Consider the following 25260-nt stretch of genomic DNA (forward strand, 5'->3'; position numbering starts at 1 on the left):
CCTCGGGCGGCGTAAATAGACCATATTTTTTGGTTATTAACATAGGTCTACAAATATTTTTGAGGCCTAAAGGGCGCCGGGTAAACTCCGCCATGCGCTGAACGCGCGAGCGGGGCAGCCAGTGCAGGGCCGATGGCACCCCGGCCGACACCTGGCGCAGCGAAACACCTGCACATGAGCATTTCCATGGGGCGCCTGGCCTGGACTGGCACACCCACCGTTTTCAACGTCGCGATGGCAACAGCGGAGTTTCCAGCGGTTTGCCAGCGCTCTTTTCATGCCCACCCGGCAAAACAACGAACCCAAAAGGTTTAATGCGTGATCGACTTCCATCAGGTTCACAAGGCGTACCGCGTCAGTGGCCGCGATATCACCGCCCTGCAACCCTGCGATTTGCACATCGAGCGCGGCGAAGTTTTCGGCATCATCGGCCATTCCGGCGCGGGTAAAAGCACCCTGCTGCGCCTGATCAACCGCCTCGAAGAGCCTTCCGGCGGCCGTATCGATATCGATGGCGTGGAGGTGACCGCTCTCGCCGCCGATGGCCTGCGCACGTTCCGCCAGCAGGTCGGCATGATCTTCCAGCATTTCAACCTGCTGTCATCCAAGACCGTCGCCGCCAACGTCGGCATGCCCTTGAAGCTGGCTGGCGTGGCAAACGCGGAGATCGAGCAGCGCGTCGCCGCCCTGCTCGCGCGCGTCGGCCTCCAGGATCACGCCGACAAGTACCCGGCTCAGTTGTCCGGTGGGCAGAAACAGCGCGTGGGCATCGCCCGGGCGCTGGCCACCCGACCAAAGATCCTGCTCTGCGACGAAGCCACCAGCGCCCTCGACCCGCAAACCACCGCGTCGGTGTTGCAGTTGCTGGCCGAAATCAACCGCGAGCTGGGCCTGACCATCGTCCTGATCACCCATGAGATGGACGTGATTCGCCGCGTCTGCGACCGCGTGGCGGTCATGGATGCCGGCGTGATCGTCGAACAGGGCGCCGTCGCTGACGTTTTCCTGCACCCACAGCACGCCACCACCAGGCGTTTCGTCCAGGAGGCCGAACAGGTCGATGAAGACGAACAGCGCGACAACTTCGCCCATGCTCAGGGCCGCATCCTGCGCCTGACCTTCCAGGGGGACTCCACCTATTCGCCGATCCTCGGCCAGGTCGCCCGGGAAACCGGCATCGACTACAGCATCCTCGCCGGGCGTATCGACCGCATCAAGGACACGCCCTACGGCCAGCTGACCCTGGCACTGAGCGGCGGCGACATCGACGCGGCCCTGGCCCGCTTCGAAGCGGCCGACGTGCACCTGGAGGTTCTGCGCTGATGGAAACCCTACTGCCCAACGTCGACTGGCTGGAAATCTGGCAGGCCAGCCTCGATACCCTGAACATGCTGGGCGGCTCCATGCTGTTCACCGTGCTGTTCGGGCTGCCACTCGGCGTGCTGCTGTTCCTCACCGGGCCACGACAGATGTTCGAACAGAAGGCGCTCTACGCGGTGGTCTCGCTGCTGGTGAACATCCTGCGTTCGGTGCCTTTCGTGATCCTGCTGATCCTGCTGATCCCGGTCACGGTACTGATCACCGGCACCTCGCTGGGGGTTGCGGGCGCCATACCGCCGCTGGTGGTGGGTGCCACGCCATTCTTCGCACGCCTGGTGGAGACCGCACTGCGCGAGGTCGATCGCGGCATCATCGAAGCGACCCAGGCGATGGGTGCCAGCACCCGGCAGATCATCTTCAACGCCCTGCTGCCCGAGGCCCTGCCGGGCATTCTGGCGGCGGTCACCGTCACCGCCATCACCCTGGTGTCCTACACCGCGATGAGCGGCCTGATCGGCGGTGGCGGCCTGGGCGACCTGGCCGTTCGTTACGGCTACCAGCGTTATCAGCCGGACGTGATGTTCGTGACCGTGGCGCTGCTGGTGGTGCTCGTACAGATCCTGCAAACCATCGGCGACCGGCTGGTGGTGCACTTCTCCCGTAAATGAAACAGCTGGACCGGACGACCGGCACTTCGCCGACACGCCGCCTCATCTTCAAGGAGTCAAACGATGAAAAAACTGCTTACTGCCCTGGCTGTCGTCGCAGCCTTCTCCAGCGCTGCCCAGGCTGAAACCCTGAGCGTCGCGGCTTCGGCCGTGCCACACGCCGAGATCCTCGAGTTCGTCAAACCGGCACTGGCCAAAGAAGGCGTGGAACTGGACGTCAAGGTATTCACCGACTACGTGCAGCCCAACGTGCAGGTCGCCGAGAAGCGCCTGGACGCCAACTTCTTCCAGCACCAGCCCTACCTGGACGAGTTCAACAAGAGCCGTGGCACCACCCTGGTCAGCGTGGGCGGCGTGCACGTCGAGCCGTTCGGCGCCTACTCCAGCAAGATCAAGGACCTGAAAGATCTGCCACAAGGTGCCAACGTGGTGATCCCCAACGACGCCACCAACGGTGGCCGTGCCCTGCTGCTGCTGCAGAAAGCCGGGGTGATCACCCTCAAGGACCCGAGCAATATCCTTTCCACCCCGAAAGACATTGCCCAGAACCCGAAAAGCATCAAGGTACGCGAACTGGAAGCCGCGACCCTGCCGCGGGTGCTCACCCAGGTCGACCTGGCGCTGATCAACACCAACTACGCGCTGGAAGCCAAGCTGAACCCCACCGAGGACGCCCTGGCCATCGAAGGCAGTGACTCGCCGTACGTCAACATCCTGGTTACCCGTGAGGACAACAAGGACAACGCCGCCGTCCAGAAGCTGGTCAAGGCCCTGCACAGCGAAGACGTGAAAGCCTTCATTCTGGAGAAATACAAAGGCGCGGTGGTTCCGGCGTTCTGATCGCCTTACGCCCTCTGCTGCCGTAGCCGATGCCGCGTAGCCCCACAGCTACGCGGCATTTTTCGTTGGCATGCCTGACGAGCGGCGCGCCGAAAAGACCGAACGCTTCGCCATGCCGCCACTCAATGACTCTGTAGCCGCTGCCCCGTGCCTTGCCCTGGTAGCGACCTGTAACCCGCAGAGGAGTGCACCATGGCCACGTTCACCACCCACGACGGCACCGAAATCTATTACAAGGACTGGGGAACCGGTAAACCCATTGTATTCAGCCACGGCTGGCCGCTGGATGCCGACATGTGGGACTACCAGATGCTCCACCTGGCCTCCCACGGCTACCGTTGCGTGGCCTTCGACCGCCGTGGCTTCGGGCGCTCCAGCCAACCCTGGTCCGGCTACGACTACGACACCTTCGCCGAGGACATTCACGAACTCATCGAGCACCTCGACCTGCGCGAAGTGACGCTGGTCGGCTTCTCGATGGGCGGCGGCGACGTGGCCCGCTACATCGGCAAGCAGGGTTCCGGGCGTGTCGCCGGGCTGGCCCTGCTGGGCGCCGTGACGCCGATCTTCATCAAGACCGACGATCATCCGGAAGGTGTGGAAAAAGGCGTATTCGATGGTATTCGCGCCAACCTGCGCGAGGATCGCGCCCAGTTCATCGCCGACTTCAGCGCAACCTTCTATGGCCTGGACAAGGGCCAGGAAGTCTCCGAGGGCGTGCTTACCCAGACCCTCAACATCGCCCTGCTGGCCTCGCTGAAAGGCACGCTGGACTGCGTGACGGCCTTCTCGGAAACCGACTTCCGCGCCGACCTGGCCAAGGTCGACGTGCCGACCCTGGTCATTCATGGCGATGCCGACCAGGTGGTGCCGTTCGAAGCCACCGGCAAGCTGGCCGCGGAGCAGATCAAGGGCGCCGTGCTCAAGGTCTACCCAGGCGCGCCCCATGGCTTCGCGGTGACCCATGCCGATCAGCTCAACGAGGACTTGCTGGCGTTCGTCTCACGCCCGGCGTAATCCGCAAAGCTAGCTGGCGGGTGATCGCTGCGCGACCTCCGTGGCGATGAAGCGCAATACACCCGCCTGTCTCGGCCCTGCCCCGCTAGGGTCATCCTTCGGGTGGGAAATGCCATCGCTGACCGGTATCTCAGCGAAATCGAACGGGCTGATGCCTTCCAGGCACGCCACGTTGACGCCGTACTGATGGGGATTGGAACGACGCTGGTGATGGGTATAGATACCGCAGCGCGAGCAGAAGTAGTGCGCTGCACTCCTGGTATTGAATCGGTACACCGTCAGCAACTCTTCACCCTGCAGCACGCGGAAGTCGGCCAGTTCGGCAGATACCGCGACCGCGCCACGCATCCGGCAATAGGAGCAGGTACAGCGCCGTGCGGTGTGCAAGCCGTCGCTCAGGGTCACGTGAAAACGCACCCCGCCACAATGGCAGGTACCGCTGATCTCGCCGATATCCTTGTTCATCGCCATGCCCTCGTTGGATCGAGCCCATAGCATAAGCCACCCGGCAACCGAGTTGCCTTGGCGTCGAGCGAAGCGATACCCGGGAGTCTCAAGGTATCGGGGCTGGTCCCGGTTATCGCGGTGCTCAATCGCGAGCTACGGCGCGGGATTGTCGTTGCGTGCGAGTCGCTCGGGCCGCGACCAGATCCACAGCGCGCCGCCGCTCATGCCCAGACCGGCGAAGATCAGCGATGGGGGATGCGCTACCGTCAGCAGCATGATGCAGAAGGCGGTCAGCATGCTCAGACTTGCCACGACTTTGCTACGCCGGCCTATCACCCCGCCGTCCCGCCAGTTACGCAACAGCGGGCCGAACAGCCGGTGATTCTCCAGCCAGGCGTTCAGACGCGGCGAACTGCGCGAGGCGGCCCAGGCCGCCAGCAGGACGAACTCGGTGGTCGGCAAGCCGGGCACGATCACCCCCAGAGCAGCCATACCGATGCTCAGGTAGGCCAGCGCCAGCCACAGCCAGCGTGTCCAGCCACTTGCCAATACCCGTGGGGTATCAGGCAAAACTGCGCTCCAAGTGAACGGTAAAGCGCTCGAACGCGGCGATCGCCGCCGCCTCTGCCTCACGCTCCTGTTCGGCGTCCAGCTCGATCGCGTCCAGGGCCGCGACGAAGGTCTTCCAGCCCTGCGCCCTGCCGCCTTCCGGCTCGCCGAGGTGGCGCGCGCCAAAGGACTCGCTCAGGCCCAGGGCCGGCATACGCTTGAGCAGAAAGGCGGCACCTAGCTTGGAGCCCTCGGACACGAACAGCCAGGCCAGGGCGGCACCCAGCCCGAGGGATTGGCCGCGGATGATGTCGTCGCCCTGGGGGATCGGCTGCTGCAGGTCGAGCAGATCCAGGCGCACCTGCTCGACCCGGCAACGTGCCGGCAAGTCGGCAACCAGGGCGCCCAGCGCCGGATCCTGGTACAGCTTTTCCAGGTCGTACTGGAACAGGTATTGAGCGGCGACGAAGCGGGCGAAGCGTTCGCGACTGGCGAACGGATCATGGCTCTTCACCAGGGCGTCGAGCCGGCTGTGTGGTTCGTGCGTCAGCTGGTTGAGGCGCTGCGAACGCAGTGGACGGGACAGTCCTGCGGGTTGGGCGGTCATGGGTATCTCCTTGTGCGGGCCTCCCGAGCGGTGCTCGGCCTTGTCTAGATAACTGACGACTCAGCAGGAAAAACTCGGTAAACACCGCCATTCGAGCGCCAGGCCAGCCGTCACGATCGGCCAGGGAAGTAGCGGTTCAAGTGGCGCAGGTCAGCCTCACCGAGCACCCCGGCCAGGTAGCGCACCTGCAACCAGGCCCGCAGGTAGCCATAGCGGGCTTCAGCCAGATCCCGCCGAGCGCTGTAGAGCTGCTGCTCGGCATCGAGTACATCGCGGTTGACCCGCTCGCCACCGGTCACGCTCTTGCGGGTAGCTTCGATCAACGCGCTGGCCGACTCGACCGCCAGTTCATAGGCGCGCACCTTGGCCGTGCTGCTCGCGCACAGGTTGAATTGCCGCCGCAGTTCGTTGAGTACCCCGTCGCGCTGGGCATCCAGTTCGTAGCGGGCCTGATCGTAGGATGCCGATGCCTGACGCCGCGCTGCCGACACACCGCCACCCGCGAACAACGGCACGCTGAGCTGGATGCCGATGCTGTCGGTGTCGTATTTCTGGTTGAAGGTGCTCTCCGAATCGGAACTGGTCTTGCGCGAGGTGGCGTACAGGCCGAGTGTCGGCAAATGGCCGGCGCGCTGGCGCTCGACCTCCTGCTCGGCCACGGCAAGCCCATGGCGCTGGCTGGCCAGTTCGGCGTTATGGGCCATGGCCATGTCGCGCCAGCCTTCGAAGTGCGCCGGAGCCAGTGGCTCGGCACTGAAAGGGCCGCTCAGGGGCGTCAGTTGGCGCAGCTCGACCGGCTCGCCAAGGATCGCCTGCAGATCGCGCAACGCGGCATCCAGCGCATCCTGCGCCTCGATTTCCTGTGCGCGGGACAGGTCATGACGGGCCCGGGTTTCCAGCAGGTCGGTACGGGTGCCTTCGCCCGCTTCGAAGGTGCGCTGATTGAGTTGCAGTTGTTCGGCATAGGCCCGCCGCTGGGCGACTGCCAGTTCGATCTGCTCGCCGGCCAGCAATGCCTGGCTATACGCGTCGAACACCCGCACCACCAGTTCCTGGCCTCGACCGCGCAGGCGCTCGTCGGCCAGGGCCGCCTTGGCCACGCCCTGGCGGTACTCGGCCCAGGCGCCATAGTCGAACAACGGTTGCTGCAGGGTCAGCGCCGACGAGTAGCTGTCGTAGTCGCGGTCGGTTCGCACGTCGCCGGCCGTGACGTCGGATTCGTTGCGAGCCTTGCGGTAGCTGTACGAGAGGTTCGGCAGCAACCCGGCTCGCCCGATGGCCAGGTTCTCCACGCCGGCATCCCGTTCACGGGTGGCGGCACGGAAGGTCGGGTCATTGCGCAGGGCCAGGGCGTAGGCATCCATCACGCCGAATGCGAAGCTCGGCCCGGCGAGCAGCACACCGAGCAGCAGCAGCCCGCACCTGAACACCGACGAGCGTGGACGCGCCGCTTGCTTCGACGACTTCATTCTTCCACCAGCGCCATATGGGTGCGATCGGTCAGCGGCTTGAACAGGTAGTTGAGCAACGAGCGCTCGCCCGTGCGCACGAAGGCCTCCACCGGCATGCCGGGACGGATCTGCTGGCCCTGCAACTGGCGCAAGCCGTCGTCGTCGACCTGCACACGCAGCCGGTAATAGGGCTGGTCAGTCTTGTCGTCCAGCAGTCGGTCGGCGGAGACCAGGGTCACCTTGCCATTGACCCGCGGCGTGCGGCTCTGGTTGAAGGCGACGAACAGCAGCTCCACGTCCAGGCCAGGCTGCAGCTTGTCGATCAGTTCGACCGGGGCACGGGCATCGACCAGCAACGGGGCGTCCTGCGGGACGATCTCCATCAGCATCTGCCCCGGAGAAATCACCCCACCCTCGGTGAACACCTCGAGTCCGACCACGGTACCGGCAGCCGGGGCGCGGACTTCGCTGTGGGCCAGCTCGAAGTCGGCGGCGCTCAGGCGACTGCCCAGTTCCTCGATCTTCAGGCGTGAATCGGCAAGCTGCTGACGCACGTCCTGCTGATACTCCTCGCCCCGTTGGGCCGCACGCAGGCGCAGTTCGAGGATCTGCCGCTGGGTGCGGCCGATATTGCCGAGGTCTTCGGAGATGTCGCCATTGAGCTGGGCGTACAGCCGCTCGTTTTCCAGCAGACGGTTGCGCGCCACGTAGCCTTCGCGCGCCAGCTCGCGCAGGCCCTGCAGTTGTGCCTGCATGCTGGTGCGCTGCTCGTCCTTGTGAGCCTTGGCGGCACGCAGGCCCTCGAGCACGGCCTGGCTGCCGGCGATGCTCTCCTGCAGGCCATCGAGTTCCAGGCGCAGCGCGGCCCGTCGGCTGGCGAACAACTGGCGTTGCAATGCCAGGGTCGAGTCGACCCGAGGATCGTCTTCGGCACCCATCGCGGCAGGAAAGGCGATCTCCGCCAGCCCGTCGCGTTCAGCCTCCAGGCGCGCGGTGCTGGCCACGGCCCCCAGGTGCTGGACGAACAACGCTTCACGCTGGGCACGGATCTGCGTGGCGTCCATGCGAATCAGCACCTGGCCGGCTTCGACCTGGTCACCGTCACGTACCAACAGGCGCTGCACCACACCACCCGAGGGGTGCTGCACGGCCTGGCGATTGCCGGCGACCACCACGTTGCCGCTGACCGCCACGCCCTTGTCCAGCGGAGCCAGGCCGGCCCAGAGCAGAAAGCCCCCGAACCCGACCGCCAGCAGCCAGCCTCCCATGCGCGAATAACGACGCTCGTCGAGAGGCAGTACATCGGCCAGTGCGGCCTCCCCCTTATGCACCGGCTTACCCATCAGGAGGCCACTCCCGGGCTGCTGTAGCTCATGCTGAACGAGGGAACCGGGCGTACGGCAGGTGCCGGAGACGCCTTGGCTTGCAGTTCCTGCAGCACCTGCTGCGCCGGGCCGAAGGCCTGCATCTGCCCGGCGCGCAGCACCAGCAACTTGTCGGTACTGGCCAGCAGCGAAGGCTTGTGGGCGATCAGCACCAGGGTGCGACCTTGCCGCTTGGCCTCGGCGATGGCGGCCAGCAGCGCCTGCTCGCCCGGTTCATCGAGGTTGGAGTTCGGCTCATCGAGCACGATCAGCGCCGGCAGGCCGTACAACGCGCGGGCCAGGCCGATGCGTTGCTTCTGCCCACCCGACAACCCGATGCCGCCCTCGCCGAGGCAGGTGTCGTAGCCCTCGGCCAGTTGCAGGATCAACTCATGCACCCCGGCCATCCGCGCAGCCGCCACGACGGTCTCCGGCTCCACCTCGGCGAAGCGGGCGATGTTCTCGGCAATGCTGCCGGCGAACAGTTGTACGTCCTGGGGCAGGTAGCCGATATGAGGCCCCAGGGACAGCCGATCCCACTGCTGCAGGTCGGCACCGTCCAGGCGCACCTTGCCGGTCTGCGGCGACGTGACGCCCACCAGCAGACGGGCCAGGGACGACTTGCCCGAGCCTGAAGGGCCGATCACCCCCAGCACCTCACCCGCCTCCAGGGCAAAGCCGAGGTTCACCAGGCACGGGGTGCGCGTGCCGGGCGCGAAGGCACTGAGCTGTTCGACCCGTAGCGCACCTCTGGGCGCTGGCAGTGGCATGCCAGCCTCGCGCGGTGGGTGCGCCTGCAGCAGTGCGGACAGCCGCTCATAGGCCAGCCGCGCGTTGCTCCACTGGCGCCAGACCCCGAGCACCTGGTCGATGGGCGCCAGCACCCGACCCATGAGGATGGAACCGGCGATCATCATGCCGGGCGTGATCAGCCCATCCAGCGCCAGCCAGGCGCCAAGGCCGAGCACCAGCGATTGCAGGGCCAGCCGAACGTACTTCGACCAGGCGCTGAACACGGCGGTCTTTTCGCTGGCGAGATTCTGCTGGCCGAGGAAACCGGCATGTTGAGCGAACCAGCGCTGGCGCAGCGCTGCGAGCATGCCCATGGACTCGATGGCCTCGGCCTGGCGCAAGTGGCCAGCGGCCTGCTGGTTGGCGGCGATGGACAGCCGCGCCGCTTCACCCAGGGGCGCGCGAGTCAGGCGCTGGTTGAGCCAGGCCAGCGCCACCAGTGCCAGGGCGCCACCCAGTGCCAACAAACCGAGCCAGGGGCTGAACAGAAAGATCACCCCGAGGTAGACGGGAAACCAGGGGGCGTCGAAGAAGGCGAACAGTGCGTTGCCGGTGGCGAACTGACGCAGGCTGGTGAGATCGCTCAGGGCCTGGGCCGATGTCTGCCGGCCATTGCGCAGGTTGGCGTCGAAGGTCGCCTCGAACACTCGCGCATTGAGGCGCATGTCCATCTGCGTACCGAGACGGATCACCAGCAGGCTGCGGATCCACTCCAGCGCCCCGGCGAACACGAACAGCCCCACCACGATGAGGGTCAGCATCAACAGGGTCATGGCATTGCCGGAGGCCAGCACGCGGTCGTAGACCTGCAGCATGTAGAGCGCAGGCGCCAGCATCAGCAGGTTGATCACCGCGGAGAACAGGCCGACGTGGATCAGCCCTGAGCGGCAGGCTCGCAGGGCCTGAAGTATCTCGTGGCTAGCCGCAGGAACGGGCGCGCGCATGTGGAGCTCCTTGGCGCAATGCCAGGCGCGGAGCGACTGGCGGCGTCTACCCGGGCCATTGACGACGGCCGGGGCGACACCCAGAATTCGTGGCCGTCACGGCCTGGGCCTTGGAAAACACGGGCCGTGACGGCGTTACCAGAGCGAACGGGATGACACATCCGTTCGCTTTTCATTGCCCAACCATCAGGCCGCCAGCAGCAGCTCGGACTCGCTGAACGAAGACGAACCCGTGGTGGTGATGATGTCGTCGCTCAGGCCGGCAGCATCCAGCACGGCCAGCAGGCCGCCATCGTTCGGGGTACCGGCACTGTCGGTGGCGCCTTCGACCGAGCCGTTCATCAGGCCCCAGATCACGTCATGCACGGCATTGTCGCGACCTTCCGCGGCCGTCGCGGTCAGCGGCGTGGTGCCGAAGTCGAAGGTGATCAGCGGGGTGGAAACGGTACCGTCGGCGTTCAGGCCGCCACCCAGGGTCACCTGCTGCAGGGTGCCGTACAGGGCATGGGAGCTGAAGTTGTAGGTCAGGCTACCAACCGCCGAGAACGAAAAGTTGCCGTCGTTGAGCGACATCGCGTAGGTGTCGCCGGACAGGCCGGAGGCCACGCCGTTGGTGTAGAAACCGCCGGTGTTGGCGGGGTGCTCGCCGGCGACGCCGTCTTGTTGATAGACCAGAAGAAGATCTTCCAGCGTTCCACCCGAGGTGAAACCGACAGGGAAGTTTTCGGCCTCGTAGCTGTAGGAAATTGCCATCTTTCTTTCTCCTTGCTTGGCGATCATTTCGCCGGTTGGTTGGCACCTCTCGGTACCGCTTCGCGCACCGTTCCCGGTGTGCGTCCATTGGGGCCGTCACAGGCGACGCCCCCACTCAGAACTGCAGCTCGAAGCCCCCCATCACGGTGCGGCCCGGCCCGTAGGACTTGGTGAAGATGTCGGAGTAACCGCTGACATAACTGCGGTCGCGGATGTTCTCGACGGTGGCGCGCAGCAGCAGGTTGCGGCTGACCCGATAGCTGGCGAACAAATCCCAGGTGGTGTAGCTGGGCCACAGGTCATAGCTCCAGTCTTCCGGGCCGCCAGCGGCGCTGTAGTTGAGGCGCGCGCCGAGTTCCAGGCTCTCGTTGAACCAGCGGGTTCCCACCACCCAGCTGCCCCGGTCCATGGGCAGGTTGCGCGCACTGTTCATGCCGTAGACGTCGCCGTCACAGTTCTCCAGGGCGTCCAGGTATGCCTCGTAGGAGTCGTAGCCCGCGGCGATGGCGGCGTTGTGGAAATCCGAGTAGGTGCCGTCTTCAAGCGGCATGTCTTCGCGAATGTTGGCACTGCCCAGGGGATAGACCTTCTGGCAGATGTCGTTGTCGCCGCCCAGCACGTGGGTGTAATTGATGCCCGTGTACCAGCGCCGCGCGTCGTAATCGAATTCGAACTCGATGCCACGGAAGTTCATCGGCACCTGGTTGTTGACGAACATGGTATTGCCCAGGCCGCCCGTTCGGCCCGGCAGGGTGTTGACGATGGAGGTGATGAGGTAGTTGTCGACCCGGGTGTCGTAGTAGGCGACCTTGGCCTGGAAGCGATCGCCTGGCGACACCAGGCCGAGGGCACTGACGTTGAAACCCAGTTCCCAACTGCGCGAGGTTTCCGGATCGGCGTAGGTGTTCGGGTACATGCGTGCGAAGGGATCGCCCGGGTGAGAGCCCTCCATCAGCGACTCGGTCAGCGTTGGCGGGCGCCAGGACTCCCCCCAGTTGGCGAACAGCTCCAGCCAGCCCGTCGGTCGGTAGGCGGCTGAAAGCGTCGGCAACAGCTTGGTGATGCTTTCGTCGACGTCGTAGTCGTACATCCCCGGATTGGAGAGCCACTGCGGTGCGTAGTTACCGCTGGTGTAGAAGTTGGAGACGGAGGTCGGATCCGCCAACGCTGCCTCCAGTGACGGGATCGAGTTGCAAGCCACGCGCCGGGCTCTCTCGCTGAGAGTTAGGTCTGCACAGTTGTTTCTCGCATTGATCAGGGAGGTGGTGTTGCGACTGATGAAACGCTCCAGCCTGGTCTGGTAGGTCCACTCGGTGCCCGGCACCTGGGTCTTGCCCTTGAGGTGGTAGTAGTCGTAACGCAGGCCGGCCGACAGGGTGATCGCGTCGGTCTCGTAGGTCAGGTTGCCGAAAGCGCTGGCGATGCTGCGCTTGCCATTGGGGTTCAACGTGTTCGACGACGAGGTGAAAGCTTCGCCCTGATAGTCGCTGCTGCTCTTCGAGGTGCCCTTGTCGAGGAAATACTCCAGGCCATGGTTGAAACTGAAGCCTTCCTGGCCTGCGATGGCGAAGCGAGCTGTGTTGTCGAGCTTGAAACCGTAGGTGTCGATGCGCGTGTGCGTCTCGTTGCCCAGGCCGGCTTCGCACTCTTGCGTCCAGGAGTCCGGAATCGGATTCTGCCGGCAGAAACCCAGGCGCCAGGCCGTCTCGGTCATGTCCACCCCACCGGTGACGATGGGCCGGCCGGCAGCGGTATAACGTTCGTTGCGGGTGGTGACGTAGTACAGCTTGGCGTTGAGATCGATCCAGGGCGAATCGGGCGTGAAGGTGTAGTCCAGGCCGAAGGACTGCGAGCGCGCACTGGCGTCGCCGAACTTGGCCCAGGCCTCGTCGCCGTCGATGGCCGAGCCATCCACCGCGTTGGCCACACGGCGATCGGAAACGTTGTTGTAGCTGAGCTCGGTGCCCACATAGGTGAACTGCAGGGCCTGCTCGGGGGTGAGTTTCAGGCGTCCCTTGAACAGTTCGGAATCCTGCTCCTGGTCGGAAAACTTGATGCGGTCGACGACCTGGGTGACCCCCTCCCTGCCATCCTGAACGCCAGCGGTGAGGAAATCGAAATTCTCCCGGCGCGAACCTGGCGCATAGTCGCCGAAGCTGCGTCGGCTGCGGGCGGCGAGCAATTCCCAACGATCACCGAAACGCCCGGCCACTGCCGCACTGCCGATGAAGTTGACGCCATTGGCGTAGCCACCGAGGCCGGTCATGCCGCGCAGGCGTGCGCCCTGATCCTGGCCCGGCAGGAGGATGTCGTCGACGTTCAGCGTGCCGAAGTTGGCGCTGCCGGCGATGGAGGTCGCGCCGGTGACGTCGGAGCGCGGCCCCTTCTCGATCACCACGCTGCTGATCAGCTCGGAGTCGACGTACAACTGGCCATTGCGCTGCTGGTGGCCGTTCTCGTTGAAGTTCTGGCGCATGCCATCGATCATGGTGTTGACCCGACCGAAGTCCTGCATGCCACGGATATTCACCGACAGGCCGGGATCCTGGGCACTGACCGCGCTGTAGACGCCAGGGGTCTCGACCAGCATGTCGGCGGCGTGCCGCGGCGGGTTGCGATCGAGTTGCTCGCGGGTGATCACGCTGACCGAACGGGGAGCCTGGTAGATCCACTCGTTGCGGGCATCGCGGGTCGACTCGATGGTGGTGGCGTCGATCTGCAGCGTGCCGCCGACCTCGGTCAGCCGTTCCACGTTCACCCGTCGTTCCCCGGTGAAGCTGTAGCTCACCGGCAAACCGCCGAGCAGCAGGCTCAACCCCTGCTGTGCAGAATGCTGGCCTTTCAGTTCACGGCTTTGCAGGCCGGCCAGCTTGCCACTGTCGAAGAACACCTGCACCCCGGCCTGCTCGGCGAAGGCGATCACGGCGCTCCCCAGGGGCTGTGCGGGAATATCGAAATTGACCTGCTCGGTGGTGGCACCCGCTGGCGCCACATTGCTGGTGGCCTCCTGTGCCCTGGCCACCAGGCTGAAAGCGAGTGTCGCGCCGACCACCAGACTGCCGGCCAGGCGTACCGAGCAACGCGCTCGCGTTGCCCTGGCTACTTGATGACTCATTCCCCAGCTCCCATTTACCTTGCTTGTTGCATGCCTTTTCAGTAATGAAAATCACTATCAATAGGCAAGACGCTTCAGCCGGGGAAACTCAGTAAGGAATTTTCGATTTTTTTCCAGGGTGGGTGGCAGGCCACCGGGCAAGGCGCGAGGGGCCCACCCCCCGCGGCAGTGCTCGCCCCGGGGCATGGGGCGCTGCGTGACTCAGTAGATCAGACTCACCCCAAGCAGATCGCGATGCCCAACGTGCAATTCGTCGGTCAGGGTGGCGACGGCGCCCTCCAGCGAGTCGAGGCGAAATACACCGCTGACCCTGCGTTGCGCCAGTTGGCCATCGGCGATGAGGATACGCCCCGCGCGATAGCGGTTGAGCTGCTGCACCACCTGCTCGAGCGGCACCTGGTCGAAGATCAGCAGCCCGCGCTGCCAACTGCCGGCGCGCGCCAGGTCGAGGTCGAGGCGCTCGATGCGGCCATTGGCGTCATAGCGGGCGCTCTGCCCCTCTTCGAGAATCAGGCTCTGGCTATGCTTGCTGACCGCTACACGGTGCTGCATGACACCGACGAGCGTCTGCTCGGCATCATCGCGCCTGACCAGAAAGCGGGTACCCAGGGCCTGTGCCTTGCCGCCGGCGCTGGCGACGATGAAGGGCCGTGATTCATGCTTGCCCACGGGGGCGGTCTGGAAGATCGCCGAGCCGGCCAACAGTTCCACACGGCGCGCCTGGGCGGTGTAATCGAGACGAATGGCGCTGCGCGCGTCGAGGGTCGCCTGGCTGCCATCGGGCAGTTCGAACGTGCGCACCTCGCCGCTGGCGGTCAGGTGGTCGGCGACCAGCGGCAGGTACAGGGCCGGGCCCTGCGTCCAGCCAATCGCCGTGACGATCACCGCCAGCGAGGCGCTGCTCAGCCAACGCAACACCCGACGGCGGCGACGTGGCGATGCTGGCGGCCGCTGGGAGGGTGACAGGCGGGCGACATCGGCAGACGGTGCGGCCAGGCCGGCCAGATCGCCCCAGGTATGCCGCGCGAACTGCAGGGCCGCGCCGTGGCGTGGATCGCAGGCGAGCCAGGCCTGCAGCGCCTGTTGCTCATCCTCGTCGAGTGGCGAATCGCTCATGCGCACCGCCCAGTCGGCGGCGGCCTGGCGAATCGCACGATCCTGCAGGTCTGGGCTATTCACGTCGTGCTCTCGGTTTCTCTTATAGGGGTAATGACGTTCGGGCCGCCCTTTTACCGTAAAAGTGCCCGGTGACACCGGCCTTGTTGCCGTTCACGGCCCGGCCCCCAGGCGCTCCATGACATGCGACAGCGCCTTGGACAGGTGCTTCTGTACCGAGCTGTCACTGATTTCCAGGCGTCTGGCCACCTCGGCGTGAGTAAGCCCTTCGATGCGGTTGAGGTGAAAGATTTCGCGGGTACGCGGCGGCAGTTCGGCCACGGCACGCTGCAACAGTTCCATACGTTGCTGCCTCTCGGTGGTGTCTTCCAGGCTGTCGACCTCGTCTTCGACAGCGTTGAGCACCTCGTCGCCCAGCAGATCGGTCTTGTGCCGCTCCTGCTGGCGTCGATGGTCGATCAGCAGGTTACGCGCGGTGCGGTACAGGTAGGCCGGGGTATTGTCGATACGATCGTGACGTGCCTGCTCGGTCAGACGCAGGAAACTCTCCTGAACCAGATCGGCGGCCAGGTGGGGGTCACGGCTCTTGCGCAGCAGGAAGCGTTGCAGCGCCCTGGCGTGCTGCTGGAAAAGGCCTTTGAGATCCAGATCCGACAATCGTCATACCTGACCTGAGCGGGAAGGAGCAGCATCTTACCGGCGGATGAGAATAGTTTTCAATTGTCATTTTTATCCAGGCACTGCAGCAGCCAGTCCAGCGCCGGCTGACGCTGTGCCCGACGAAGGATCGCCACCAGCTCACGATGGAAGGTCAACTCGCCCAACTCCAGCACGCGCAGCGTGGAAGGCCGCTGGCACCAGAGCCCGGCGCGGGGAATCAGGGAAACCCCCAGGCCACACTCGACCATGCGCACGATGGCTTCCAGCTCATCCAGCTCCAGCGCCTCGCGGGGTGTCAGGCGCTGCTCGCGCAGGAAGCGCTCGACCTGCCGGCCGCCAAAGGAGCGCCGGTCGTAGCGCACGAACGGCTGTTCGCGCAGCAGTTGCAGCGGATCGTCCCCACGCACTTCGGGCGGCGCGATCAATACGAAGGGCTCGCGCGCCAGTTCGACCTGCAGCAGCTCCTTGGGCAATTCGAACGGCGGGCGGATCAGCACGGCCAGATCCAGTTCGCCGGCATCCACCTGGCCGAGCAGGTCGAGGGAAACCCCCGGCACCAGCTTCACCTCCACCTGTGAAGCCTGGGCACGAAAACGCACCAGGGCTTCGGGCAGCAAGCCGGTCTGTACGCTGGCGATGGCACCGATCCTCACCTCACCCTGCCATTGCGCCAATGCGGTGGGTAGGGCCATCTGCGCATAAAGACCGAGGATCTGCTCGGCCAGCGGCAGCGCATGTCGGCCTGCGGCACTCAGCACCGCACTGCGCCCGCTGCGATCGAACAGGCGTACGCCCAGGCCGTGCTCCAGCACGCGCATCTGTGCACTCACGGCGGACTGGGTAAGGCCCACACGCAATCCTGCTGCGGCGAAGGTGCCATGGCGGGCGACGGCGACCAGGGTTTTCAATTCGCGAATCATTGATCGATTTCATTTGAGCTGGACGGCAATAATATTCGCTTTCAATCAAAATCATTGCACCTAAAATCGACAGGTACCGACCTGAGGAGCCTGACCATGGCATTGTCCCCGTTTCACCTGGCCATTCCGGTCTACGACCTGGCAGCCGCCAGGCATTTCTACGGCGAAGTCTTCGGCTGCGCCGAAGGCCGAAGCAGCGATCACTGGGTGGATTTCGATTTCTTCGGCCATCAGCTGGTGATCCACGAAGCCCCGAAGATGGCCCACCAGGAAGCCGCCCACAGCAACCCAGTGGACGGGCACGATGTGCCGGTGCCGCACTTCGGCGTGATTCTCGAGTGGCCGGTCTGGGAAACCCTGGCGCAGCGCCTGCGCGAGCGCGATACGGCGTTCGTGATCGAGCCCTACGTACGCTTCAAGGGCCAGGTGGGCGAACAGGCCACCATGTTCCTGCTCGACCCCTGTGGCAATGCCTTGGAGTTCAAGGCGTTCAAGGACATGAGCCAGCTGTTCGCCAAGTAACTCAGCCGCCATCCCGGGGCCACCTCTTAGTCCGTCCCCATGCACTGGATGTGTGTGAAGCGGGATACAGGATGGCCGTCACCTGCGCGGCCCGACCCATCCTACGCACCGTGTAGCGGGTCACTCGCAGCGTCAGTCCTTGCGGATCAGCCCCGGCAACTGTGCAGCCAGTTTGTCGATATTGATCGGCGCACGGATGAAGCCACGCTGGGTGCCGTCCGGGCCGATGACGGCGAGATTGCCGCTGTGGTCGACGGTGTAGTTTTCCTTGCTGGTGTCAGCCGGGATATAGGGAATGCTCACCGCGTTGGCCAGTTTCTGGATGGTTTCCGGCTCGCCGGTCAGGCCCATGAAACCGGCATCGAAATAACCCAGATACTTGTTCAACTGCTCCGGGGTATCGCGGTTCGGGTCGACGCTTACCAGCACGATGCGCAGCGCGTCCCAGGCCTCTTGCGGGATCTGCGTACGCAGTTGGCGCAGCTGCGCCAGGGTCGCCGGGCAGATGTCCGGGCAGAAGGTGTAGCCGAAGAACAGCAGGCTCCACTGCCCCTTGAGCTGGCCGGTGGAGAAGATCTGCCCATCCTGGTCGACGAAGTCCAGTGCCGGTACCTGACGCTGTTGCGGCAACATCACGATGCCGGCGTCGAGCAACGCCGCAGGATCGCTGCGCGAGGAGCCGCCGAGCAGCTTGTTGACGGCCAGCCCGAGTACCAGGGCAAGGACGGCGACGAGGACGAACAGGAGGGTTTGCTTTCGGGTCATGGCGCCACGAGGTTCTGAGTGAGATGGGATCGCACGGCCGGGCCGGATGCACCGGGCCGACGCGAGCAGGTTCGCGCCCGGCAGGCGGGTGGAAATCGGCCGGCGGGCGATACGCAGCGGGAAAAGGTAGCAGATACCGGGCGTCAGGGTAGCTTTCGCCGCATGCGGCGAGCTGTCACGGCCCGGGCGCCCCATCCCCGAGGTTGCCCGGCGTGCCTGGTGGCGACGGCTCCAGCCAGCATGCCGGGCAGGCAGTCAGGGGTGGAGCCGGGGGTTCGAGGGACGCCGGTCAGGCCACGGCACGCCGCATGCTCAGCGCACGGCCCTCCAGCCGCCGGGCGAGGCCATGGCGCTCGATCAGCAGTGCGCCACCCTGCTGCTCTGCTGCACGGCCCCAGTCGTCGAGCAATTCCATGCAGGCGTGGTCGACATAGCTGAGCCTGTCGAGCGGCACGTGCAGGCGCGTGGTCGGCGCGATGCCTTCCAGCACGCTGGCCAGGCGCGGCACCTTCAGGAAGGTGGCCGAACCGGTCAGGCGCAATTCCGCCTCGTCAGGGCCGAGCTGGCTGAGATTGACCTTGAGCCGCGAGGCCTTGCCGGCCAGCTTTATCAGGGTCAGGGCAAAACCGATCAACACCCCGGTAAGCAGGTCGACGGCGACGATTCCCACGGCCGTGGCCACATAGATGAACACCGGCGCACGCCCATAGCGACCGAGGTTGCGGACGGCCTTGATGTCGACCAGCTTGAAACCGGTGTACACCAGCACACCGCCCAGGCAGGCGATGGGAATGCTCTGCAACACACCGGGCAGCAACATGACGAACGCCAGCAGCCAGGCACCATGCAAGATGGCCGACATCCGCGTGCGGGCACCGGCCTGCACGTTGGCCGAGCTGCGCACGATCACGCCGGTCATCGGCAAGGCGCCGAGGGCACCGCAGAGCATGTTGCCAACGCCCTGAGCGGAAAGTTCCCGATCCAGGTTGGAGCGTGCGCCACTGTGCATGCGATCCACCGCCGCCGCCGACAACAGGGTTTCCGCACTGGCGATGAAGGCCACCACGACCGCGGCCAGCAGGATCTGTGGGTCGGCGAGGTTGAGCAGGTCGGCGGGCTGTACCCAGTCGATGGCATCGCTCAGCGTGGCCGGCACTTCCACCCGCGCCACGCCCAGCTTTAGCCACAGGCTGGCCAGGGTCATCGCCGCCACGCCAAGCAGCGCACCAGGCAGGAAGCGCAGGCTGGCGGGACGCAGCTTGTCCCACAGGAACATGCAGGCGATGGTGCCGAAACCCAGGCAGGCGGCCGCCAGGGCACTGCCGCCGCCCAGGCCGGGAAGCGCCTGCCCCAGGGTGTTGGGAAAAGCCAGCAGGTTATCGAGGCCCGATGCCTGGGGCTTCACGTCGAACATCACGTGCAACTGCGAGAGCACGATCAGGATGCCGATACCGGCAAGCATGCCGTACACCACCGCGGGTGCCGTGACACGAAACCAGCAGCCCAGGCGCAGGCGCCCGGCGACCAGTTGCAGCAGGCCGGCGAGCAGCAGGATCGGCCCGAGCATGGCCAGACCGTGGGTGCGGACCAGCTCGAATACCAGTACGGCGAGGCCGGCGGCCGGGCCACTGACCTGCAACGGCGAGCCGGCCAGCCAGCCGACCACCAGGCCACCGATGATGCCGGTGATCAGGCCTTTGGCCGGCGGCATGCCGGACGCGATGGCGATGCCCATGCACAGCGGCAGGGCGACGAGAAATACCACGATGGATGCCAGGGCATCCCGTGGTAGAGCGGATTTGAAGGAAGCGAGGGTCATGGTGCGGTCTCCTGCAGGTACGGCGCACGAAAGATCTAGGACGACAAGCTGTGCTCGCCGTCCGGCAGGTAGGCAGTCAAAACCCATGTGCCTTCTGCCTGGTCGACGCAACCGCCACGACTGTGTCGCGGCGGTCTCGTCAACGCGGTAGAAGGCCCGATACGGCTGTCGATTGTTGGAGTCGATTCATGGCCACCGGGTGACGTCCTGTCGGGGTCGGCTAGGAAGCCAGGTAACGCGCTCGTGGGCTGGCGTTGGGAGCCGTCTCGCCATCGAGGGGCAGGAACTCGCCACGCTCGGCGTCATAGGCCTTGATGGTGCAGTTCTCGATGTCGTAGACCCAGCCGTGGATGAACAGTTGGCCGCTGGCCAGGCGCGCCGCCACCGACGGGTGCGTGCGCAGGTGGTCGAGCTGGGCCACCACGTTCTCTTCGGTGAGCACGCCCAGCGTTGAGTGGTCGGCGCAGCCGCAGTTGTCTGCCACTACCGTCTTGGCCACTTCGGCATGGCGCAGCCAGGCCTTGACCGTCGGCATCCGCTCGATGCTTTCAGGCGCCAGCACGGCTTTCATGGCGCCGCAATCGGAATGCCCGCAGATGATGATGTGCTGTACGCCCAGGCCCATCACCGCGTACTCGATGGCGGTGGATACGCCACCGTTCATCTGCCCGTACGGCGGTACCACATTGCCGACATTGCGGGTGACGAAGAGCGAACCGGGGTCGCTCTGGGTAATCAGTTCGGGAACGATGCGCGAGTCCGCGCAGGTGATGAACATGGCCCGCGGGCTCTGCTGGCGGGCCAGCTTGCTGAACAGCTCGCGTTGCTCGGGAAAGACCTCGGTACGGAAGCGCTGGAAGCCATCAAGCAGGGTCTGCAGGGCATCTTCTGCGGTCTGCTTGCCGGCTGATGGGGGTGTGGCGGTTCGGATGGAACGAATGCGATCGCTCATGGTGCCTCCTGGTTTCAGTCATGATATTGACTTGCCATCTGATGGCAGTATGCAATCTGACCAGCTGGTCACATTGAAACCGAAGATACCCCTGCAGGCTTAAACAAACCTTAATCGCAAGCATTTCGCAGCGTATCGGGCGGCCTCTGTATAACTGCATGTGGACGCCGTACGCGCATCGGTCAACCGCTCTGGCATGGGCTCGACGTCCCGGCATCGTAAAAGCATGCAGATGTCGATCGCGTGACAGGGGCTCGCGATCGGACGAATGCGCCAGGATTGGCTGCCGTTGCATCCCCCGCCGGCATCATTCGGCGCGGGGTGCAATCAGCAGGTAACGCCTACAGGCCGTACCCGGCGTTCAGCCGCGGTGGCGGCCGCGGAAGAAGTCGATCAGGCCCTGGGTCGAGCCGTCTTCCGCGCGGGCCTCGTCGCTGCCGACCATGCGCGAATACACACCCTTGCCAAGCTCCTTGCCCAGCTCCACACCCCACTGATCGAAGGCATTGTTGCCCCAGATGACGCTCTGCACGAACACCTTGTGCTCGTACATGGCGATCAGTGCACCCAGGCGCCGTGGGCTGACACGCTCCATGACCAGGGTGTTGCTCGGACGGTTGCCGGGGATCACCTTGTGCGGTGCCAGGCGCTGCACCTCGTCCTCGTCCATGCCCTTGGCGCGCAGTTCATCCTCGGCTTCCTCGCGGGACTTGCCGAGCATCAGCGCCTGGCTCTGCGACAGGCAGTTGGCGTACAGCCACTGGTGGTGATCGCCGACCGGGTTGTAGCTGCTCACCGGGACGATGAAATCCGCCGGAATCAGCTGGGTACCCTGGTGCAGCAACTGGTGGTAGGCATGCTGGCCGTTACAGCCGACGCCGCCCCAGATCACCGGCCCGGTGGCGGTGCTGACCGGTTGGCCATCGCCACGCACGCTCTTGCCGTTGGACTCCATATCCAGCTGCTGGAGGTGCTTGGTGATGTTGCGCAGGTAATGATCGTACGGCAGGATCGCATGGCTCTGGGCATCCCAGAAGTTACCGTACCAGACGCCGAGCAGCGCCAGCAGCACCGGCATGTTCTCCTCGAAGGGCGCGGTCTGGAAATGTTCGTCCATGCGGTAGGCACCGGACAGCAGCTCCTTGAAGTTGGACATGCCGATGGACAGCGCGATGGGCAGGCCGATGGCCGACCACAGCGAATAGCGACCGCCCACCCAGTCCCACATCGGGAAGATGTTCTCTTCACGGATGCCGAAACCCACCGCCGCTTCGCGGTTGCTCGACACGGCGATGAAATGGCGATACAGCTCGGCCTCGGAACCGCCCTGGGCCAGGTACCAGCCGCGCGCGGCCTGGGCGTTCTTGAGGGTTTCCAGGGTGCCGAAGGATTTCGACGAGACGATGAACAGGGTGGTCTCGGCGCGCAGTTTGGCCGACAGCTCGTGGAACTCGCTGCCGTCGATATTGGCCAGATAGTGGCAGCGCACGCCGCGCTGGGCGAAGGGCAGCAGCGCCTCGGAGACCAGTTGCGGACCGAGGAAGGAACCGCCGATGCCGATGTTCACCACGTCGGTGATGGGCTTCTCGGTGTAACCGCGCCACAGGCCATCGTGGATGCGCCCGACCAGCTCGGTCATCTGCTGCAGCACGCGCTGCACCTCGGGGATGATGTCCACGCCATCGACCTGCACCTTGTCACCCAAGGGGCGGCGCAGCGCGGTGTGCAGTGCTGGTCGCTGCTCGGTGTTGTTCAGCAGCTCGCCGTCGAACAGCGCGCGGATGCCCCGCTCGAGCCCCACTTCGCGGGCCAGGTTGACCAGCAGCTCGCGGGTCTCGGTGTTGATCAGGTTCTTCGAGTAATCCAGGAACAGCCCGCAGCCGCTCAGGCTGAAGGTCTCGAAGCGCTGCGCGTCGGCGGCGAAGGCCTGACGCATGCTGAAGCCGGCGAGCCGCTCGCGGTGGGCGACCAGGGCCTGCCAGCTCGGCAGTTGCGTGACATCCAGCGATGACGAAAGGTACGGCATGAAGATTCCTCGGTTCGGGCCAGCCTGCTGGCCTCGCGAATTCAATGGCATGCCGCTGAGCGTGGCGTTGGCAATACTGCATTGAAAATTGCCTACTGCGCCTCACGTCCCTCAACGGCCTCATAAGGCTCCAGTTCATGGCGGTACGGCAACTGCGGGCCAACCCGCGAACAGGTCAACGCCGCGGCCTTTACCGCGAAATCGAGCATCGCATCGAGCCGCTCACGCGACAACGCAGCGAGGGCAGCCGGGCTGTCCAGCCCATGCTGCACCAGGTAGGCGATGATCGCCGCCTGGAAGGTATCCCCCGCTCCCACCGTGTCACGCGTGGCCACCTGGCGCGCCGGCACTGACCAGTGCCCATGCTGCCGGCTGAACACGCCCGCCCCTGCGCTGCCACGGGTCAGAAACACCACCTGGCAACGCCCGGCCAGCCAGCGCTCGATGCTCGTCAGCGGCTCGATACCGGGATAGAGCAGCTCCAGGTCTTCCTCGCTGACCTTGATCAGATGCGCATGGGCGGCAAAAGATTCAATTCGCTGGCGCCAGTGCTCGATATTTGGCGCAGGATTGAGACGTACGTTGGGGTCCAGGCTGATCAGGCGGCGTTCGCTCTCGCGCTCGACCAGCGCCAGCAGGGTGTCGCCAATCGGCGGCACCACCAGCGAATAGGAGCCCACGTGCAGGCCGCTGACCTGCTCGTCCAGAGCGGGCAGATGCTCGGCGAGCAGCTGCCGATCCGCGCAGCCCTCGCCACGAAACATGTACTGCGGCGAGCCCTTGGCATCCAGGGCAACCATGGCCAGGGTAGTCGGCGCCTCGCTGGCGATCAGGTAACGATCGCTCACCCCCTCCTCCTCCAGCACCTGGCGCAGGCGCTGGCCGAGGTAGTCGCTGGAAATGCCGCCGAACAGGGCCGATTCCACGCCAAGCCGACGCAGGCCGACCGCCACGTTGAACGGCGAACCGCCGACCAGGGCCTGGAAATTCAGCTCGCCGCTGCGCTCGCCAGGGTTGCAGAAGAAATCGAACAAGGCTTCGCCGCATACCAGGTACATGGAATCTCCGCATCACAGAAGGCGCGCTCGCGCAGGGAAGAGCCAACGGCGAAAGGCCGCCGGAATGGGGTCATTGCAGCTGTCGCACCTGCTCACGATAGCGTTGATAGACGCCTTCGTAGGCCCGGCTGCGCAGCGCGTCGGGTTGTGCGCCGCGGGTTTCATCCAGGGTCACGCAGCGCTCGCACAGGCTGTCCAGGCTCAGCGCCTGGCCCTGCTCGTGGCTCACGCACCAGGCCGCCTGGATCGCCCCGCCGAGCGCTGCCGCCTCGGTGTGCTGCGGACAGGCCACCGGCGCGCCCATGATGTCCGCGACGATCTGCCGCCAGGTGGCGCTCTTCGCACCGCCGCCGATCAGGCGGATGGCATCGCTGCGAATGCCGCTGTCGCGCAGCAGGTCGAGGCCATAGCGCAGGCCGAAGGTGGTGCCCTCCACCACCGCGCGGCAGAGGTTGGCGCGGGTCAGGTTGTCACTGGTCAGGCCGTGCAGGCTGGCGCTGGCCAGCGGCAGCGCCGGCACCCGCTCGCCATTGAGGAATGGCAGCATCAGCACGCCCTGGGCGCCAATGGGCGCCTCGCCGACCAGCGCACCGAAGGTGTCGACATCCAGCCCCAGCAGGTCGCGGATCGCGCCGCTGGCGTTGGTCAGGTTCATGGTGCAGATCAACGGCAGCCAGCCGCCGGATGACGAACAGAAGGTCGCCACCTGCGGGTGCGGGCTGACCCGCGGCTGATCGGCATAAGCGTATACCGTGCCCGAGGTGCCGAGGCTCATGGTGATGGCGCCGGGGGCGATATTGCCCGTACCGATGGCGCCCATCATATTGTCGCCACCGCCGCTGGCCACCAGAGCACGGGGGTTGAGGCCCAGGCGCTCGGCGATCTGCGGACGAACCGGGCCGACGCAGCGATGGGACTCGATCAGCTCCGGCAGGGCTCGCACCAGCACGCCGCTCGGATCGATCATCTCCAGCAGTGCATTATCCCAGCTGCGGGTGCGCACGTTGAAGTAGCCGCTGCCCGAGGCATCGCCGTACTCGGCACAGCAGCGACCGGTCAGCCAATAATTCAGGTAGTCGTGGGGCAGCAGGACATGGGCGATACGGGCGAACACCTCGGGGTGGTGAGCGCGCGTCCACAGCAGCTTGGACACCGTGTAGCCCGGCGCGATGGCCACGCCCAGACGCTCCAGCGAACCGCTTTCGCCGCCGAGCAAATCCAGCAGCTGGGCGTTCTCGGCCGTCGACTCGGTGTCGCACCAGAGCTTGGCCGGGCGCAAGACCTCGCCCCTGGCATCGAGCAGCACCAGGCCATGCTGCTGACCGGACACGCCGATACCGAGAATCGCATTGCCAGTTACCCCGGCCTGCTGCAGCGCTCGCGCGGTGGCCAGCTCGAAGGCCTGCAGCCAGCCGGCCGGCTCCTGCTCGCGGCGCCCGTTGGCGCCGTTGATCAGTTGGTGCGCGGCGCTGCCCTCGCCGAGCACCCGGCCGCTGTGGATGTCCAGCACCAGCGCCTTGGTGCCCTGGGTGCCGCAGTCGATGCCGAGGTACAT

General features: G+C 65.2%; 22 protein-coding genes. 5 read left to right on the forward strand and 17 right to left on the reverse strand.

Annotated features, from left to right (window positions below; translation table 11 throughout):
* The first annotated feature begins 318 nt into the window (after positions 1-318).
* The 4 genes from BLR94_RS05025 to BLR94_RS05040 all read left to right on the forward strand — a co-directional run bounded on the left by BLR94_RS05025 (position 319) and on the right by BLR94_RS05040 (position 3845).
* Positions 319-1323, forward strand: a complete 1005-nt coding sequence (locus BLR94_RS05025) for a methionine ABC transporter ATP-binding protein (RefSeq protein ID WP_084303673.1) — start codon at positions 319-321, stop codon at positions 1321-1323.
* On the forward strand, positions 1323-1988 hold the full coding sequence (locus BLR94_RS05030) for a methionine ABC transporter permease (RefSeq protein ID WP_090423656.1): 666 nt from the start codon (positions 1323-1325) through the stop codon (positions 1986-1988). Before BLR94_RS05025 ends, BLR94_RS05030 begins: the two co-directional genes overlap by 1 nt.
* A gap of 63 nt (positions 1989-2051) precedes the next feature.
* A complete protein-coding gene (locus BLR94_RS05035) occupies positions 2052-2828 on the forward strand; it encodes a MetQ/NlpA family ABC transporter substrate-binding protein (protein ID WP_084303674.1) in 777 nt (258 codons plus the stop codon).
* A gap of 192 nt (positions 2829-3020) precedes the next feature.
* Complete coding sequence (locus BLR94_RS05040) at positions 3021-3845, forward strand: alpha/beta fold hydrolase (RefSeq protein ID WP_084303675.1); 825 nt, start codon at positions 3021-3023, stop codon at positions 3843-3845.
* Between the two features lie 9 nt (positions 3846-3854).
* Here BLR94_RS05040 and BLR94_RS05045 read toward each other — a convergent pair whose 3' ends face one another.
* From BLR94_RS05045 to BLR94_RS05095, 11 genes are all read right to left on the reverse strand, one after another.
* A complete protein-coding gene (locus BLR94_RS05045; protein ID WP_084303676.1) occupies positions 3855-4310 on the reverse strand; it encodes a GFA family protein in 456 nt (151 codons plus the stop codon).
* A 135-nt stretch (positions 4311-4445) separates the two neighbouring features.
* The gene (locus BLR94_RS05050) at positions 4446-4862 is read right to left on the reverse strand and encodes a YbaN family protein (protein WP_084303677.1); all 417 of its coding nucleotides are present in this window, start codon (positions 4860-4862) and stop codon (positions 4446-4448) included.
* Entirely contained in the window at positions 4855-5448 is a 594-nt protein-coding gene (locus BLR94_RS05055) for a biliverdin-producing heme oxygenase (RefSeq protein WP_084303678.1), read from the reverse strand. The genes BLR94_RS05050 and BLR94_RS05055 overlap by 8 nt, the downstream gene beginning before the upstream one ends.
* Before the next feature lie 110 nt (positions 5449-5558).
* On the reverse strand, positions 5559-6917 hold the full coding sequence (locus tag BLR94_RS05060) for a TolC family outer membrane protein (protein ID WP_084303679.1): 1359 nt from the start codon (positions 6915-6917) through the stop codon (positions 5559-5561).
* Entirely contained in the window at positions 6914-8242 is a 1329-nt protein-coding gene (locus BLR94_RS05065) for an HlyD family type I secretion periplasmic adaptor subunit (protein ID WP_084303680.1), read from the reverse strand. Before BLR94_RS05065 ends, BLR94_RS05060 begins: the two co-directional genes overlap by 4 nt.
* Entirely contained in the window at positions 8242-9999 is a 1758-nt protein-coding gene (locus BLR94_RS05070; RefSeq protein WP_084303681.1) for a type I secretion system permease/ATPase, read from the reverse strand. The genes BLR94_RS05065 and BLR94_RS05070 overlap by 1 nt, the downstream gene beginning before the upstream one ends.
* Positions 10000-10185: 186 nt before the next feature.
* Positions 10186-10752, reverse strand: coding sequence for a heme acquisition protein HasA (locus tag BLR94_RS05075; protein WP_084303682.1), 567 nt, complete (start codon positions 10750-10752; stop codon positions 10186-10188).
* A gap of 115 nt (positions 10753-10867) precedes the next feature.
* A complete protein-coding gene (locus BLR94_RS05080; RefSeq protein WP_084303683.1) occupies positions 10868-13867 on the reverse strand; it encodes a TonB-dependent hemoglobin/transferrin/lactoferrin family receptor in 3000 nt (999 codons plus the stop codon).
* Between the two features lie 201 nt (positions 13868-14068).
* On the reverse strand, positions 14069-15046 hold the full coding sequence (locus tag BLR94_RS05085; RefSeq protein ID WP_084303684.1) for a FecR family protein: 978 nt from the start codon (positions 15044-15046) through the stop codon (positions 14069-14071).
* A gap of 90 nt (positions 15047-15136) precedes the next feature.
* Positions 15137-15640 carry an RNA polymerase sigma factor gene (locus tag BLR94_RS05090; RefSeq protein WP_084303685.1) on the reverse strand — a complete coding sequence of 168 codons (504 nt, stop codon included), beginning with the start codon at positions 15638-15640 and terminating at the stop codon, positions 15137-15139.
* Positions 15641-15699: 59 nt separating this feature from the next.
* The gene (locus BLR94_RS05095; RefSeq protein ID WP_084303686.1) at positions 15700-16563 is read right to left on the reverse strand and encodes a LysR family transcriptional regulator; all 864 of its coding nucleotides are present in this window, start codon (positions 16561-16563) and stop codon (positions 15700-15702) included.
* Positions 16564-16659: 96 nt separating this feature from the next.
* Here BLR94_RS05095 and BLR94_RS05100 point away from each other — a divergent pair, with 96 nt between their 5' ends.
* Positions 16660-17085 carry a VOC family protein gene (locus BLR94_RS05100; protein ID WP_084303687.1) on the forward strand — a complete coding sequence of 142 codons (426 nt, stop codon included), beginning with the start codon at positions 16660-16662 and terminating at the stop codon, positions 17083-17085.
* Between the two features lie 132 nt (positions 17086-17217).
* On the opposite strand, the gene BLR94_RS05105 is transcribed toward BLR94_RS05100, so the two are convergent.
* From BLR94_RS05105 to xylB, 6 genes are all read right to left on the reverse strand, one after another.
* Positions 17218-17850, reverse strand: a complete 633-nt coding sequence (locus BLR94_RS05105) for an SCO family protein (RefSeq protein ID WP_084303864.1) — start codon at positions 17848-17850, stop codon at positions 17218-17220.
* Between the two features lie 289 nt (positions 17851-18139).
* Positions 18140-19669 (reverse strand): SulP family inorganic anion transporter, encoded by a 1530-nt coding sequence (locus BLR94_RS05110; RefSeq protein WP_084303688.1) that lies wholly within the window; start codon positions 19667-19669, stop codon positions 18140-18142.
* A gap of 220 nt (positions 19670-19889) precedes the next feature.
* A complete protein-coding gene (locus BLR94_RS05115; protein ID WP_084303689.1) occupies positions 19890-20621 on the reverse strand; it encodes a carbonic anhydrase in 732 nt (243 codons plus the stop codon).
* 361 nt (positions 20622-20982) lie between these two features.
* Positions 20983-22647, reverse strand: a complete 1665-nt coding sequence (gene pgi / locus BLR94_RS05120; protein ID WP_084303690.1) for a glucose-6-phosphate isomerase — start codon at positions 22645-22647, stop codon at positions 20983-20985.
* 92 nt (positions 22648-22739) lie between these two features.
* Positions 22740-23705 carry a carbohydrate kinase family protein gene (locus BLR94_RS05125; RefSeq protein WP_084303691.1) on the reverse strand — a complete coding sequence of 322 codons (966 nt, stop codon included), beginning with the start codon at positions 23703-23705 and terminating at the stop codon, positions 22740-22742.
* A 70-nt stretch (positions 23706-23775) separates the two neighbouring features.
* Entirely contained in the window at positions 23776-25260 is a 1485-nt protein-coding gene (gene xylB, locus BLR94_RS05130) for a xylulokinase (protein ID WP_084303692.1), read from the reverse strand.

Origin of the sequence: Phytopseudomonas flavescens, from assembly GCF_900100535.1 — a bacterium.
GTDB classification, from domain to species: domain Bacteria; phylum Pseudomonadota; class Gammaproteobacteria; order Pseudomonadales; family Pseudomonadaceae; genus Aquipseudomonas; species Aquipseudomonas flavescens.

Excerpts from the sequence above, each read along its gene's own strand:
- BLR94_RS05030 (WP_090423656.1), top strand. The coding sequence starts at position 1,323 with ATGGAAACCCTACTGCCCAACGTCGACTGGCTGGAAATCTGGCAGGCC.
- BLR94_RS05035 (WP_084303674.1), top strand. The coding sequence starts at position 2,052 with ATGAAAAAACTGCTTACTGCCCTGGCTGTCGTCGCAGCCTTCTCCAGC.
- BLR94_RS05040 (WP_084303675.1), top strand. The coding sequence starts at position 3,021 with ATGGCCACGTTCACCACCCACGACGGCACCGAAATCTATTACAAGGAC.
- BLR94_RS05045 (WP_084303676.1), bottom strand. The coding sequence starts at position 4,310 with ATGAACAAGGATATCGGCGAGATCAGCGGTACCTGCCATTGTGGCGGG.
- BLR94_RS05055 (WP_084303678.1), bottom strand. The coding sequence starts at position 5,448 with ATGACCGCCCAACCCGCAGGACTGTCCCGTCCACTGCGTTCGCAGCGC.
- BLR94_RS05060 (WP_084303679.1), bottom strand. The coding sequence starts at position 6,917 with ATGAAGTCGTCGAAGCAAGCGGCGCGTCCACGCTCGTCGGTGTTCAGG.
- BLR94_RS05065 (WP_084303680.1), bottom strand. The coding sequence starts at position 8,242 with ATGGGTAAGCCGGTGCATAAGGGGGAGGCCGCACTGGCCGATGTACTG.
- BLR94_RS05070 (WP_084303681.1), bottom strand. The coding sequence starts at position 9,999 with ATGCGCGCGCCCGTTCCTGCGGCTAGCCACGAGATACTTCAGGCCCTG.
- BLR94_RS05075 (WP_084303682.1), bottom strand. The coding sequence starts at position 10,752 with ATGGCAATTTCCTACAGCTACGAGGCCGAAAACTTCCCTGTCGGTTTC.
- BLR94_RS05080 (WP_084303683.1), bottom strand. The coding sequence starts at position 13,867 with ATGAGTCATCAAGTAGCCAGGGCAACGCGAGCGCGTTGCTCGGTACGC.
- BLR94_RS05095 (WP_084303686.1), bottom strand. The coding sequence starts at position 16,563 with ATGATTCGCGAATTGAAAACCCTGGTCGCCGTCGCCCGCCATGGCACC.
- BLR94_RS05100 (WP_084303687.1), top strand. The coding sequence starts at position 16,660 with ATGGCATTGTCCCCGTTTCACCTGGCCATTCCGGTCTACGACCTGGCA.
- BLR94_RS05105 (WP_084303864.1), bottom strand. The coding sequence starts at position 17,850 with ATGACCCGAAAGCAAACCCTCCTGTTCGTCCTCGTCGCCGTCCTTGCC.
- BLR94_RS05110 (WP_084303688.1), bottom strand. The coding sequence starts at position 19,669 with ATGACCCTCGCTTCCTTCAAATCCGCTCTACCACGGGATGCCCTGGCA.
- BLR94_RS05115 (WP_084303689.1), bottom strand. The coding sequence starts at position 20,621 with ATGAGCGATCGCATTCGTTCCATCCGAACCGCCACACCCCCATCAGCC.
- pgi (WP_084303690.1), bottom strand. The coding sequence starts at position 22,647 with ATGCCGTACCTTTCGTCATCGCTGGATGTCACGCAACTGCCGAGCTGG.
- BLR94_RS05125 (WP_084303691.1), bottom strand. The coding sequence starts at position 23,705 with ATGTACCTGGTATGCGGCGAAGCCTTGTTCGATTTCTTCTGCAACCCT.
- xylB (WP_084303692.1), bottom strand. The coding sequence starts at position 25,260 with ATGTACCTCGGCATCGACTGCGGCACCCAGGGCACCAAGGCGCTGGTG.